The 14,469-nt window shown below is 48.0% G+C and carries 13 protein-coding genes; 4 read left to right on the top strand and 9 right to left on the bottom strand.

Annotated features, from left to right (window positions below; translation table 11 throughout):
- Positions 1-2: 2 nt before the first annotated feature.
- The 7 genes from pheT to dapA form a co-directional block, all read right to left on the bottom strand.
- Positions 3-2,390: a phenylalanine--tRNA ligase subunit beta gene (gene pheT, locus B2Q61_RS11330; protein ID WP_290616107.1), complete on the bottom strand. Its 2,388-nt coding sequence runs from the start codon at positions 2,388-2,390 to the stop codon at positions 3-5.
- A gap of 16 nt (positions 2,391-2,406) precedes the next feature.
- Complete coding sequence (gene pheS, locus B2Q61_RS11325; protein WP_290616109.1) at positions 2,407-3,387, bottom strand: phenylalanine--tRNA ligase subunit alpha; 981 nt, start codon at positions 3,385-3,387, stop codon at positions 2,407-2,409.
- 119 nt (positions 3,388-3,506) lie between these two features.
- Positions 3,507-4,202, bottom strand: coding sequence for a DnaA regulatory inactivator Hda (gene hda, locus B2Q61_RS11320; protein WP_290616111.1), 696 nt, complete (start codon positions 4,200-4,202; stop codon positions 3,507-3,509).
- The gene (locus tag B2Q61_RS11315) at positions 4,203-5,318 is read right to left on the bottom strand and encodes a DUF2066 domain-containing protein (RefSeq protein ID WP_290616113.1); all 1,116 of its coding nucleotides are present in this window, start codon (positions 5,316-5,318) and stop codon (positions 4,203-4,205) included. It abuts the gene before it with no gap.
- An 83-nt stretch (positions 5,319-5,401) separates the two neighbouring features.
- Positions 5,402-6,118: a phosphoribosylaminoimidazolesuccinocarboxamide synthase gene (gene purC / locus B2Q61_RS11310; RefSeq protein WP_349678787.1), complete on the bottom strand. Its 717-nt coding sequence runs from the start codon at positions 6,116-6,118 to the stop codon at positions 5,402-5,404.
- An 86-nt stretch (positions 6,119-6,204) separates the two neighbouring features.
- The gene (gene bamC / locus B2Q61_RS11305; protein ID WP_290616115.1) at positions 6,205-7,269 is read right to left on the bottom strand and encodes an outer membrane protein assembly factor BamC; all 1,065 of its coding nucleotides are present in this window, start codon (positions 7,267-7,269) and stop codon (positions 6,205-6,207) included.
- An 82-nt stretch (positions 7,270-7,351) separates the two neighbouring features.
- Positions 7,352-8,233, bottom strand: a complete 882-nt coding sequence (gene dapA / locus B2Q61_RS11300) for a 4-hydroxy-tetrahydrodipicolinate synthase (RefSeq protein WP_290616203.1) — start codon at positions 8,231-8,233, stop codon at positions 7,352-7,354.
- A gap of 170 nt (positions 8,234-8,403) precedes the next feature.
- Between dapA and B2Q61_RS11295 the strand changes: the two genes are divergently transcribed.
- The 4 genes from B2Q61_RS11295 to B2Q61_RS11280 all read left to right on the top strand — a co-directional run bounded on the left by B2Q61_RS11295 (position 8,404) and on the right by B2Q61_RS11280 (position 12,726).
- Positions 8,404-8,925, top strand: a complete 522-nt coding sequence (locus B2Q61_RS11295; RefSeq protein ID WP_290616117.1) for a glycine cleavage system protein R — start codon at positions 8,404-8,406, stop codon at positions 8,923-8,925.
- A 57-nt stretch (positions 8,926-8,982) separates the two neighbouring features.
- Positions 8,983-9,456: a thioredoxin-dependent thiol peroxidase gene (bcp, locus tag B2Q61_RS11290; RefSeq protein WP_290616119.1), complete on the top strand. Its 474-nt coding sequence runs from the start codon at positions 8,983-8,985 to the stop codon at positions 9,454-9,456.
- 116 nt (positions 9,457-9,572) lie between these two features.
- Entirely contained in the window at positions 9,573-10,694 is a 1,122-nt protein-coding gene (locus tag B2Q61_RS11285; protein WP_290616121.1) for a PQQ-dependent sugar dehydrogenase, read from the top strand.
- A 13-nt stretch (positions 10,695-10,707) separates the two neighbouring features.
- Complete coding sequence (locus tag B2Q61_RS11280) at positions 10,708-12,726, top strand: TonB-dependent receptor family protein (RefSeq protein WP_290616123.1); 2,019 nt, start codon at positions 10,708-10,710, stop codon at positions 12,724-12,726.
- Positions 12,727-12,821: 95 nt separating this feature from the next.
- Here the strand turns inward: B2Q61_RS11280 and B2Q61_RS11275 are convergent, their stop codons facing one another.
- Both B2Q61_RS11275 and B2Q61_RS11270 read right to left on the bottom strand, forming a co-directional pair.
- Complete coding sequence (locus B2Q61_RS11275; RefSeq protein ID WP_290616125.1) at positions 12,822-13,355, bottom strand: DUF421 domain-containing protein; 534 nt, start codon at positions 13,353-13,355, stop codon at positions 12,822-12,824.
- A 27-nt stretch (positions 13,356-13,382) separates the two neighbouring features.
- Entirely contained in the window at positions 13,383-14,468 is a 1,086-nt protein-coding gene (locus B2Q61_RS11270) for an AI-2E family transporter (protein WP_290616127.1), read from the bottom strand.
- Position 14,469 lies beyond the last annotated feature (1 nt).

Genomic DNA, 14,469 nt, shown 5'->3' with positions numbered 1-14,469 from the left:
TCTTAATCCCTCAACGTTGCGTCGAATTCGTCTTTAAGCACGCCAACTACTTGATTTACAACAACTTGGATATCTCTATCCTCAAGCGTGCGTGTTTTGTCCTGCAAGGTCAGTGCGATAGCAAGTGATTTATAACCGTCTGCTACACCCTGTCCGGTATATACGTCAAACAATTTTAGGTCAACCAATTGATTTACGCCAACTTTTTTTATACTAGCAGTAATATCAGCAAAACGCACATCCGTTTTCACTACCACCGCCAGGTCTCGTCGGTTGGTTGGGTATTTAGATAAGTCTTCTGCTTCAACAATAGCACGTTGCCCAAACGCTGCCAGCTCCAGTTCAAACAGATAGGCTTTACCTTTAATTCCTAGTTTACGTTCAGCTTCCGGATGCAATGCCCCCAGATAACCAACCGTTTTACCAGCCCTGCTGATGTGAGCCGTCTGCCCCGGATGCAAGGCACTGTGCTCACCACTGCCAAATATAAATTCACTTGCAGCTGAGGTCATGCTAAGCAATGCTTCAACATCACCTTTTACATCGTAAAAATCTGCCGGGCGCTCATCAATTGCCCAGTGCTCATTACTCAATGAGCCAACGACAACACCACCAATTACTTCAACCTGACGAACGCCGCCAGCAGCCGCGGCATCGGGTATAAACTTAAGGCCGTACTCAAAGAAACGCAGACGTGTTTGTTGTCGGTTTTGATTATGCTGCACAGCCTGGATTAAGCCGGGCCACAAATTTAGCCGCATCGCCGACATATCGGCAGAGATCGGATTCGGCAACACTAAAGCGTGCTGGCCAGGAAATAAAATATGCTGCACTTTAGGATCCACGAAGCTATAGGTAATCGCCTCCTGATAGCCGCGATCAGCTAACAGCTCTCGCATGCGTTGAATATTCAACTCAGCCTCACTGAACCTGCGCATGCTTAACGCCGCTTGCGGCGCAACATTGGGAATATTGTTGTAGCCGTATACCCGGGCAATCTCTTCAATCAAATCTTCACCGATCTGAATGTCGAACCGGTAACCCGGCACCGTTACATCCCAGCCCATGGCAGTTTCACTGACCGTTAAGCCCAGACGGGTCAGAATATCGCTTACTTCCGTTTTGGCTATTGGATGGCCCAACAGACGAAGCAATTTTGCTTCTGTCAGACTTATCTCAGCAGTTTTTGGTAAGTGCTCTGCAGAAACGGCTTCAACAACCGGACCTGCTTCACCCCCTACTATCTGCAACAGTAAAGTTGTTGCACGCTCGATAGCGGTGCGTTGCAACTGTGGATCGACACCGCGTTCATAGCGGTGGGACGCGTCAGTATGCAATCCATATTGGCGGGCCTTGCCGGCAATTGCCAGCGGTGAGAAAAAGGCACTTTCCAGAAAAATATGGCTGGTTTTCGTGGTAACGCCGCTTTGCAAACCGCCGAAGATACCTGCCATGGCTAAGGCTTTTTCATTATCTGCAATCAGCAGGGTGTTTGCTTTTAGTTCAATTTCAGTTTCATCAAGCAATACTAGCTTCTCGCCATCGCGAGCAAAACGCACCTCAATATCACCCGCCAGCTCATCTAAGTCGAAGGCGTGCATCGGATGGCCTAACTCAAGTAGTACATAGTTAGTCACATCGACTACCGGATCGATACTGCGTACACCACAGCGGCGTAATTTTTCAGTCAACCACAACGGGCTGCGCCGGCTCAGATCAACATTTTTTATAACCCGGCCCAGATAACGCGGACAAGCTCCCGGTGCCGACAGTTTAATGGCTTTTTGCTCGGAAATTGTTGGCTCTACTGCAGCCATCTCAGGCTGACATACTGACAGCTTATTTAGCACTCCAACTTCGCGGGCCAGCCCCTTAATACCCAGACAGTCAGCCCGGTTTGGCGTTAAATCCACTTCTATTGTATGGTCATCCAGTTCCAGATATTGCCGGATATCAATACCTACCGGTGCATCTGCCGGCAATTCCATAATACCGTCAGAATCATCTGCCATACCCAGCTCAGAGAATGAGCACAACATGCCATGTGATGGCTGACCGCGCAGCTTGGCCTTTTTAATCACGAAATCGCCGGGCAATACCGCACCAACCTTTGCTACGGCAACTTTTAAACCTTTGCGGCAGTTTTTCGCACCACAAACGATATCCAGCAATTCTGGCTGGCCGATATTTACCTGCGTGATCTGTAACTTATCAGCATCGGGATGCGGACCACAGGCCACCACTTCACCGACCACCACACCGCTAAATACACCGGCAACCGGCGCTATACCATCCACTTCCAGGCCAGCCATCGACAGTTGTTCAGATAAGGTTGCAGTATCAATCGCCGGATTAACCCACTGCCGTAACCACATTTCACTAAATTTCATACTTGGAATACTCCGCTTATCTGAACTGCTTTAAAAAGCGTAAATCGTTTTCGAAAAAGGATCTGAGATCGGTCACGCCATAACGCAGCATCGTCAGCCGCTCTACACCCATACCAAAGGCGAAGCCACTGTAGATTTCAGGGTCAATGCCTACTGAGCGCAACACATTAGGATGCACCATGCCACAGCCCAATACTTCCAGCCACTTACCATTTTTGCCCATCACATCCACTTCAGCCGATGGCTCGGTAAAAGGAAAGAACGATGGCCTGAACCGTACCTGTAAATCTTCCTCGAAAAAATTCTGCAAAAAGTCATGCAAAATGCCTTTGAGCTCAGTAAAACTGACATTTTTGTCGACCATTAACCCTTCAACCTGGTGAAACATCGGCGTATGAGTTTGATCGTAATCGTTACGATATACCCGCCCTGGCGAAATAATCCGCAGCGGTGGCTGCTGTTGTTCCATAGTGCGGATTTGGACGCCTGAGGTCTGGGTACGCAGCATCAGTTTCGGATTGAAATAAAAGGTATCGTGATCAGCCCGCGCCGGATGGTGCTCAGGAATATTTAACGCATCAAAATTGTGAAAATCATCTTCGATTTCAGGGCCATGTTTAACCGCGAAACCTAACTCAGTAAAAAAGCTTTCAATCCGGACAATAGTGCGGGTAACAGGGTGCAGGCCACCATCATCAAGCTTACGTCCTGGCAGGGTCACATCAATTTGTTCCTGAGCCAGTTTTGCTGCTAACTGCGCCTGTTGCAATTGATCCCGCTTTTGATTCAGCGCATCCTGCACCTGCTGTTTAAGTTCATTGATTTGCTGACCAGCCAGTTTGCGCTGTTCAGGGTCCATTGCACCTAGGGATTTCAGCAGCTCAGTGATACTGCCTTTTTTCCCCATGAAGGTTACCCTAACCTCTTCCAGTGCCGCTATGTCTGGGGCAGCAGCAACAGCTTGCAGTGCATTGTCTAATATTGCAGTCAGATTCATCTTTGTCCTCAAAGCAGCCAAGATCGTCAGTAAGATTAAAACCGCTAATGATACACCAAAATGGCAGCTAACAGGCAGTAGCAAAGCGGCTTTTTTCCGCAAAAATAGGACTTAAGTTGCTAAATGAGAATAGATTTAACGAAGGGGATAGTTAATTTACGCTGATGGACAATAGATGCCTTATCCAGTTGATCCAGGATCGCCACCAATGACCGAATATCCCGCTCATAGCGGTTGAGTAAAAAACGGGCTACATCGTCGCCCAACTCCATACCACGCTGATGGGCTTTCTGTTTTAACAGTTTCTGTTTATCGTCGTCAGTAAGCAATCGTAATTGTAAGCTCTGACAGGCGTGAAGTCGGGAAACCAGATCAGCCAGTTTAAAACCCAGTTCAGAGGGCGTCTGATTTGCCACGATAATTAGCGCTTTGCCTTGTTCAACCATCCGGTTGTATAAATCGAATATTGCGATCTGCCAGCTAAGATCATCAGCAATCGCCTGGATATTGTCCAGACAAACCACATCCAGCTGCTCTAAATTATCGAGCAAACGCGGACTTAACTGCTGATAATCCTGTAACGCCAGCAACTGACTGGTTAAGCCGTGCTCCTGAGCAAAAATACAGGAGGCATAAAGTAAATGAGACTTACCACTACCACTGGCACCAAACAGATACAACGGCGGCTGACCGGCAGGTTGCTGCAAATAGCGCTTTACCACACTTACCGCTTCGGTCTGGCCTGCAGCATAAAAACTATCTAATGTTTCATCATCTGGCAGCGTCACTGCCAGGGTGTATTGCAATGGTTGCATTTAACGTCTGATAAACATGTATCTGGTATCGGCCCGCGATTCCAGGTTTAATTCGACAGCAGGCTGTGACCGTTCAGTCATACCTGTCACCATGCTCTGTGTCGTCGGCGATAATATTAACGCCGGCTCCCATTGCAGAATCCGGGTTAACTGCAAAAGATCAATTTGTAAATTAACCGCGAACCGAGCTTCATTTGCCGAGTATTCGCTTAACGTTACCGATGCGACACCAAGCACGCGGTTTAATAACGTCTCTACCGCCACCACATCAGCCAGGCTTTGCAAGTTAGTGACCGCCAGATGATAAGTGTTCGGCTCAGCCTGCAACACAACAGCCTGCTCTGCCGCCAATTCGCCCGTTAACGTTGCACTGAATTCACGCACCAGATCTGAACGTTCAGCTGCGGTAATTTCATTGCGAACTATCCGGGTCTGATTTGTGCCAGGCACCGGACTTTGCCGCTGCCAGCTCAGCCGCATCAGCTTCTCTCCATCCTCGCTTACATCATCAAGCGCCAGGGTCATTATCATGTCTGGGCGATATCGGTTACTAGCGTGCCCGATAGCTTGCCAGAATCCCGCCCAAACATCGGTTTCAGTCAACACCATCAGATCATCCATATCATAAAGCGGTAATGTGACCGGAATACCATGTTCAACCAGACTTTGCCGCAGCAACTGCACCAATTCATTATCTGGCTGGCGCAAAAAAAATCGGTTACCTGCTTGCTGCTGGACAATCCAGACCAATATTTCAGGACGATGCGCCCCCCAGATAGCAATACCCTGTTGTTGCAATAACACATTAATCAATTTGGCATCAAGCAACACTTTTAAACGGCTGGTGCCATTCGAACGGACAGATTCAAATTGTTTAACATACTTACCGGCATTGTCCAGTTCATTGGCAATCGCCGGGTAGGCTGACAGGTCAGTCATTCCGGTTAAACGGGTGATGACCTGAGTGAGGGCATTACTCTGCCACTGACGCTGGGATTGATCTGCACTGACATCGGCAACATATAAGTTGCTAACTTCAACAGCAGATGCGAGATTACTGCACAGCATAAATAGCGTTGCCAGCAACAACTTAACCGCTTGCGTCCGTAATGCCATCTGAACTCCTCAATTATTGGTTAGCGACCTTATTATGATGGTATAACGCAACAAAGCCACCTTTCGGTGGCTTTGTTGCAGACTTAACCTAAGTTCACACCGAGCCGGTTAGCGACTTCCTCGTATGCCTCAACGACACCACCAAGCCCCTGACGGAACCTGTCTTTATCCAGCTTTTTACGGGTTGCCTTGTCCCACAGACGACAGCCATCTGGCGAAAACTCGTCGCCAAGTACTACCTGGCCGTTAAATATGCCAAACTCTAATTTAAAATCAACTAACAGCATCCCGGCATCGGCAAACAACGTCTGCAGCACATCGTTTGCTTTAAATGTTAAACGTTTCATTTCGGCTAATTGCTCGGCGGTTGCCCAGCCAAACGAAGTTGCCAGAGACTCATTTACCATAGGGTCATGCAATGCATCGTTCTTTAAAAACAACTCAAACGTGGCGGGCGTCAGCGCAATGCCTTCAGTTACGCCTAAACGACGAACCAGCGAGCCAGCGGCATAATTACGGACCACGCATTCAACCGGAATCATCGCCAGTTTTTTCACCAGAACTTCATCATCTGAGAGCAAGGCTTCAACCTGTGTTGGTATACCTGCCTGCTCCAGCTTTTGCATAATAAAAAAGTTAAATTTGTTATTTATCATGCCTTTGCGATCAAGCTGCTCAATACGCTCACCATCAAAAGCTGAGGTATCGTTGCGAAAGTGAAGGATGAGTAAGTTGTCATCAGTCGTGTTGTATACTGTTTTTGCCTTACCGCGGTACAATTCTGTCGTTTTTTGAACCATTATTCACTCCAATCGCCTGGCGAAAAAATCAGGCGAAAGTATAAAGATCTTTATGCTATTGGCAAATGACTTTTTATGCCTGTGCCTTAAAGTTCCACTTTTGCTGCTCTGATTGCAGCAACAAAAGGATCATAGGCTGCAGCGATAGTGTCAGCCGACAATGATTGGCCATCTTTGCTCAGCAGGTTTATCACCGTGCCCGCGTCACTGCGCTGCAATACAATCTGATAATCGTTATCGGCAATAGGTAAAACTGGCGGTGGTTCTCTGCCCATCAAAGATGACCACATACCACGACTCGGCTTTTTGTAACTGACATAGTACGTGTATACCGAGCGATTAATATCATTAATAGTGAAATTAAGCTGTTCAAACACCGGCTCTAACTGCGACCAGGTAACATCAATGGATTGCGTTGTAATAAATGCCGGTTCACCTGCTTTATTTAAGCCAGGCTCAAGCCCCACTTCCTGTACCCGATCCCGGTTTGCAATAGCTGTTTCTATTTCAGCCACTGAAATCTGGTTAATCAGTCCATTTAACAACATCACCTCATTATCACGTGCAGCAGCTTTACTTAACTCCGCCTGCTTATCAAAATACCGGTGTTCCAGCAAGTTAACTGAGACAATTGCAGTTCTGCCATGTGGCTTCGGATCAATGCTTATCGCATACCGTGCTTCATCTAACTGCTTGGCATCTTGCCAAAACCAGAATCCTTCTGTCCGGAAACGCTTGATCCAATCGGTTTCAAAACTGAGATCCTGACTATCCGTTGCCATGAGTTCAATATTTTGGGCCGCAAAATAGTCACGTATTTCGGTTTGTAAAAAGGGTAGCAACTCACCAGTTAAATCGTTGCGTTCGAACATTACCCGGGCCCGCTTTTCAGCTTCATCCGTTATCCTGCTACTGGTAGCGGTTGCTAACACTAATACCGGTGACTTATCGGCTACCTCGCCTGTAGCACCGTTAATTTGCGGAATATCATATTTACCCGGCTGACGCGGCGTTGACAGATCGGCAGGAATATCCAGATTAACGTGTTGCCGTTGCGCACGAGTATCGGGTTCGTCCTTAAATACAGAACAGCCACTTAGCAATACAGCGCTCAGCGACAATGTGATACAACTTTTTTTCCAATAATGCACCTGTACTACTCCTGAAAGGTATTTCCATAAACCCGGTATATTTTGCCAGATTAACTAAATAAACTAATAAAAAAACCAGACATTAAAGCTGCAGGCCAGCCTGTCGCAATGCCTGTTCGATTGTGTCGTGATGAATTGGTTCCAGCTGTGTCAGCGGCAACCGCATAAAATCTGAATCAATTAATGCCATTCGCTGCAATGCCCATTTTGTTGGAATGGGATTAGATTCAATAAATAACTTATGATGCAAACCCTGGAGCATATTGTCCAGTGTCCGAGCCTCTTCAGTTCGTCCTGTCCGGACCAGACTGCATAAACGCGCTAACAACGCAGGAACAACGTTTGCGGTAACCGAAATCACCCCATGGCCTCCGGCCTGCATAAAATCAAGGCTGGTGGCGTCGTCACCACTTAACAACGCAAACCCGGCACCACAGTGTTGCTGTAATTCAGCCAGCCGGGTTAGTGAGCCGGTCGCTTCTTTAATGCCGACTATATTATCGGTCATCGCCAGTTCGGCAACAGTTTCAGGCAGCAGATCTACCCCGGTGCGGCCTGGCACGTTATATAACAACAAGGGTTTAGCCGTCGCTGCTGCCACCTGTTTAAAATGTGCCAGTAAGCCTTTTTGCATGGGTTTATTGTAAAAAGGGGTTACTGTCAAAAAGCCATCAATCGCCAGTTTGTCAAGTTGCCGGGTCCGCAAAACTCCCTCAGCAGTAGCGTTAGTGCCATTACCCGCTAACACCGGAATTTGGCCACTTACCTGACTCGCCACCCTGCCAATTATCTCAAGCTGCTCAGTAAAACTAATGGTAGCGGCTTCTGCTGTGGTGCCCATAATAACCAGGCCATCCGTTCCTTGCTGCAAGTGAAAACTTACCAGCTGTTCCAGCCCTTTATAATCAATTTCACCATCCGGCAGCATAGGGGTTACTAAGGCAACAAAACTTCCACTGAACATCACAGTCACGGGCTCCACAACAGACAAGGGCAAGAACAAGGCGCCCTATGTTAAAGAGTGCGGCAGACAAACACAAGACGCCAACCCGATAATGCTAATAGTTCGTCTAAAGGGCTTATGATAGACTTAACACCTTATTCAGTATCGCTATATGTTCTGAACGGAGTTTTATGTCTCAGCAACTTGTAATTACAGCTATCGGGACTGACCGCACGGGCATTGTCAGTAAACTGGCCCGGCTGGTAACTGACTACAACGCCAATATAATCGACAGCCGAATGGCGGTTTTTGGTAACGAATTTACTTTTATTATGCTGATACAGGGCGACCAGGCTGCGATTAGCAAAATCGAGTATCTGATCCCAGCCCTGGGATTAGAACTTGATCTGACCACAATGACCAAGCGTACTACTGCCCGGCCACGAACACAGGTTGTCGCTCACTATATACTGGATTATTCAGGGCCAGACCGGGTTGGTACACTAGGTGCAATAACCGGGCTGCTTGCCAGCCACAATATTTATATCGGCTCTTTGCAATCGGCTACTGTCGTTGACAGTGACAATACAGTGCAATTACACAGCCAGATAACGGTGGAAATACCTGAGGGTATCAACCCTTCAGATATCGAATCTGAAGTGATGGCATTGTTAGGTCAACTTAATCTCAGTGGCGCTTTCGTGATGAGATAAGCGAACGAGCACCAAAACGTCATCCTCGGGCAATAACATGTTGAATAAGGAGTTATCATGCAAACATTAACCACTGGCCAGCAAGCCCCTGACTTTACCCTGCCAGACCAACGCAACCAACTAGTCAGCCTGAGCAAACTGCTGCAGCAAAGCAAGGTACTTGTTTATTTTTACCCTAAAGCGATGACGCCGGGCTGTACCGTTCAGGCATGTGCGCTGCGAGACAATCAGGCTTCGCTAGCTGAACTTGGTGTGCAAGTCGTCGGTATCAGTACCGACGCCCCTGCCAGGTTGGCAAAGTTCGTTGAGCGCGACCAACTTAACTTCACTCTGCTAGGCGATGAGGATCATCAGGTTGCAGAACAATTTGGTGTTTGGGGTACCAAAAAATTTATGGGTAAAGTGTATGACGGCTTACACCGGTTAAGCTTTCTGATTAATCAGGATGGCACTATCGAACATGTATTTGATAAGTTTAAAACCAAAGACCATCATCAGGTTGTTCTGGACTATCTTAAACACCGGCAATAACACCAGTAATTCAGTCAGAAAGCGACATTAGTCGTATCGGCTGGCTATTCTGACCTGTCTGACTGCCATTTGCTGATACAGCAGGTAGGATTATAACTATTTTAAATGGAGATGCTATGAAAAAGCTGACCAAATTACTGTGCGCAAGCACTGTGCTATTGGCTTTTAACACCTTAGGCCAGACGCAGACGACCGAAATTAAAACCGAAAAGGTCACGCTGCAAGTTGAAACAATAGCCACAGGCCTGGAACATCCCTGGGGACTGGCCTTTTTAGCTGACGGTAAAATGTTGGTTACTGAGCGCGCCGGCCGTTTGCGCTATGTAAACGCCGACGGTAGCCTGAGTGAACCAATCGCCGGACTACCGGATATTACTGTCGCGGGTCAGGGCGGTTTACTTGATGTGGTTCTTCACCCCCAATTTGCAGATAACAACCAGATTTTCTTTAGCTTCAACCAACCTGGTGAAAATGGCAGCAGCACGGCTGTGGCCAGCGCCACCCTCACTGGCAATACTCTTAGCCAGGTGCAGGTAGTTTTCAGTGCTCAACCTAAAATTGAAAGTCGCCATCATTTTGGTGGCCGTTTAGTCTTTGCCGCTAACGGTGACCTGTTTATTACCCTGGGAGATCGAGGCAGCCGCCGCGACGATGCGCAAACATCAGATACTCATCACGGTAAAGTCGTCCGGATTCAAACTGACGGCAGCCCGTCAACTTTGAATCCTTATCTGCAGCAGGAAAATGCCCTTGCTGATATCTGGTCTTATGGCCACCGGAATATTCAGGGTGCAGCCTTGCATCCGCAAACGCAACAGCTCTGGACCCATGAACACGGCCCACAAGGCGGCGATGAAATAAATATCACCCGGGCTGACGTTAATTACGGCTGGCCGGTGATTACCTACGGTGAAGAATATGGCGGTGGTAAGATTGGTAAAACCGAGCAAGCAGAAATGGCGCAGCCGTTGCACTACTGGGTACCTTCAATTGCGCCAAGTGGCATGACATTTTATAGCGCCGATTTGATTAAACCCTGGCAACAAGACCTGCTGGTGGGATCATTGAAGTTCGGTCAGCTTGTCCGGCTGGAATTAACGGGTGAAACGGTTAGTCATGAGGAGCGCATCATGATAGGTCAGCGGATCCGCGATGTAAGGCAAGGGCCTGAGGGTGCTGTTTATTTGTTGACCGATCAGAAAGACGGTCAGATTTTACGTATCACTCCAAAAAAATAACAGGATATCTGCTTTGTATTTTTTTAAACCTTTAACTACCGCCAGTTTACTGGCGGTAGTGCTTAATGCTCCAGTTATTTATGCTAATGAGCCGGTCGAAATTATCGTAGTTACCGCCACCAGTGCCAGCCAGAATTGGCTACAAAGCCCGGCTACAGTCGATATAACCTGGCCAGAACAGTCAGGTTTACTGTTCGACAGTGCTCAGTTATTGCAGGGAATTGCCGGCCTGCAGGCAGATAGCAGAGCTAATTTTGCGCAGGATACCCGGCTGAGTGTTCGGGGCTTCGGTAGCCGAAGTCCTTTTGGGATCAGAGGCATATATCTGCAACAGGATGGCATTCCGCTCAGCGCCCCTGACGGCCAGGGCCAGTTAGCCAGTGTCTTGCTTGATAACGTTCAGAGTATCGAAGTATTGCGTGGTCCGTTGGCGCTGCTTTACGGAAATGGCGCAGGTGCGGTTATTTCGTTAACCAGCCGCCAGCCAGACCAAAACACCCTGGCAACCAGTATTGCCGTCAGTGAACAGCATCAACAACAACAGGTTAACCTCGGCGTTGTAGACGAAAAGCAAAGCCTGCAGCTTGCATTAAAACAATTCAAGACCGATGGTTACCGGCCCCACTCGCGAGCAGCAAAAGATCAGCTGCAATTTAATTGGCACCGGCAATTAGCCAGCACCCTGCAACTCCACGTGCGTTATGACTGGTCATACGATCCTTACCTGCAAGACCCGCTTAGTTTAAGCCCGGACCAGTGGCAGGAGAATCCCAAACAAACCCTTGCTGGTGCAGAGGTTTTTGATACAGAAAAAACAGTAAAACAGCGCCAGGCTAGTGTCAGTTTAACGGACGACGGCAGTAACCCTTTTCAAATCGCGTTATGGCAGGGCCAGCGCGATATCAACCAGCGCCTGCCTTTTCCGGGGTCGGCCATTACATCCTCTGGCGGCGAAGTTCTGTTAAATCGGCAATACCATGGCATAAAGGGTCAGTACCAGTTGATCCTGGCCGATAAAGTTAACGCGGTTATTGGCGGCAGTGCGGTGCAGACTGACGATCGACGCTTTGGATTTATCAACGACTTTGGGCAACGGGGCGATCTGCGCCGGGACGAGGATAATCAGGCCAGAAATATTGACGGCTTTATCCGGTTAAACTATCAACCGAGTGCCGCAGTTAACTGGCACGGCGGCTGGCGCTATACCGATTTGGCATACCAGATCACAGATTACTTTACCGAAGGTGAAAACCCGGATGATAGTGGACATCGCAATTATTATCAGCAAGCCTATGCTATAGGGGTAAACTGGCAGATAAACCAGCAACTGGCCTGGTTTGTCAGTGCAGGTAAAGGTTTTGAAACCCCTACCCTTGCCGAGCTGGCATACAGCCCTGCCGGTGGCATAAATCTGCAACTGGCCGCGAGCACTAATCAGCAATGGGAAACGGGCCTTAAATGGCAAAATAGCCAGCAGCGCGCCAGTTTAAGTCTGTTTACTATTGCAACGGACAATGAAATTATTGCTCAGAATAGCGAAGGGGGACGCACCAGTTTTGCTAACGTCAGTAAAACAAGCAGATTAGGCCTGGAGTGGCAATGGCATTATCAACTTTCAGCGCAGTGGCGCTCTGAGCTGTCTGGTCACATGTTACACGCCGAGTTTGACGAGGGGCTAAGGGCTGATAAGCAGTTACCCGGGGTTGCAGCGGCAGAAGTACATTGGCAATGGCGCTACACTCCCCTGCTCGCGATACCGTTGCAAGTAACCTTGCAAGGCCACTATCGAAGCAAAGTATACACCGACGATTACAACAGCGATGCGGCACCGGCTGCAATTTATTTCAATGCCGGTGTTAACAGTCAGCAGCAATACCAGCAATGGCAGTTTACGCAGTGGCTCAGCCTGAACAATATTACCGACAAACAATATGTTGGTGCGGTAGTCGTTAATCAAGCAAATGGGCGTTCTTTTGAACCCGCCGCAGGCCGTGAATTAGCCGCCGGCATTACCATCAGTTATCGCTGGTAATAATCTGTGCTGTTTTGCGGTCAGGCCGGTTTTTTCCGGTTATAAAAAAGCGAAGCAGCAACAACAAACCTATACTTTGCAGCCGTGTCGCCGGGTTATTTACCCAACCCGGCCGCATTTTTAAGCCCTTGCAAACTTGATTCTCTGGCACCACCGCCTTCGTCCAGCACACTAAAAGAACCATCCGTTTCCAACACTACTGCTTTGACTTTCGTCAAATCATCTAGTCCTGCCGCTCTGACCGCAGCGGTTACTTCATCTTTGGTTACTCTGCTTTGTTTCATTGCAACAGTCAGATAATGCCCATGAAAAAATAATAGCGTTGGCTCACCAGTAACCAGCTTTCTAAACCAAGCTGCGCGAACACTCGACCAGGTTACAGCAAACTGCATCCCGATTAGCAATGCCAATGCCAGTGTTCCTTCAGCAAGGGTAACGTTTTTATTGAGCAGAATAGTAGCCAATGTTGAACCGAGTGACACTGTGACAACAAGATCAAACGCATTCATCTTTGCCAGCGTACGCTGCCCTGAAACTCTTAATAATACCAGTAAACTTAAATAGGCCAGGATCCCAATTACCACGGTTCGCTGTAATGTCTGCCAATTATCAAAAAATAAGGATTCCAAATATTCACTCCTGATAATTTTCACATATCATTGCAGAGACTCAGCGTCAGCCTCCGGCTGCGGATGAACCCTGCTCGACCAGGCTTTAATGGTCGCTTTAACTAATGAGGCCAGCGGAATCGCGAAGAAGATGCCCCAAAAACCAAATAAGCCGCCGAAAAACAGCACGGCGATAATGATGAAAACCGGATTAAGATCAACCACCTCGGAAAACAATAACGGCACCAGCACATTGCCATCTAACGCCTGAATAATGCCGTAGGCCAGCATCAGATAGCCAAATTCGGCAGTCAGCCCCCATTGAAACAAGGCAACCAGGGCAATGGGCAATGTCACTAATGCCGCACCAATATAGGGTACCAGCACCGAGAAGCCAACACACACGGCAAGTAATAAAGCATAGTTCAGACCAAACAATGTGAACACAACAAAGCTGACCGCGCCGACAATCAGTATCTCCAGAATTTTACCCCGGATATAATTCATGATCTGACCGTTCATTTCGTTCCAGACCTGACTAATCAGCTTGCGTTCAGTAGGCAACAGTTCAACAAAGCTTGCGCTTAACGATGCTTTATCTTTAAGCATAAAAAATACCATTACCGGCACCAATACCAGGTAGATGAGCACCGCCACCACATCAAATATCGACGCTAATGACAGTGACAGGATTTCCCGGCTGAAGGTCATTAACCGCTCATCCGCGGTTTGGATCATTAAGTAAATTTGTTCAGCACTGATAATACCCGGAAATAACTCTGGCAGCTCTAGCAGGTAGGTTTTACCGGAAGCTATCATACTGGGCAAGTCTTTAGCCAGATTTCGCCCCTGTGCCCAGGCCGCCGGAATAATTGACATAACAATCAGAGTTATAACCGAAATAAACGTTACCACCACAACGGTTGTACTGATGGTCCGACTGCAACCCAGACGGCTCAAGCGCGCGACCGGCCACTCCAGCAAATAGGCAAACGCAATTGCCACTAATACCGGCCCCAGCATGCCACTTAACCAGTAGATCGCCAGAAACCCTAAAAACAATGTTAAAAACAGCGTCACGACCTGAGGATCTGAAAACTTATTGGCATACCACTTCTTTAACCAATCGAGCATA

The sequence above is a fragment of the Arsukibacterium sp. UBA5043 genome (genome assembly GCA_002415085.1).
Classification (GTDB): domain Bacteria; phylum Pseudomonadota; class Gammaproteobacteria; order Enterobacterales; family Alteromonadaceae; genus Alishewanella.
Note: the sequence above shows the minus strand (reverse complement) of the source record. Positions and strands in the feature narration are given on the sequence as shown.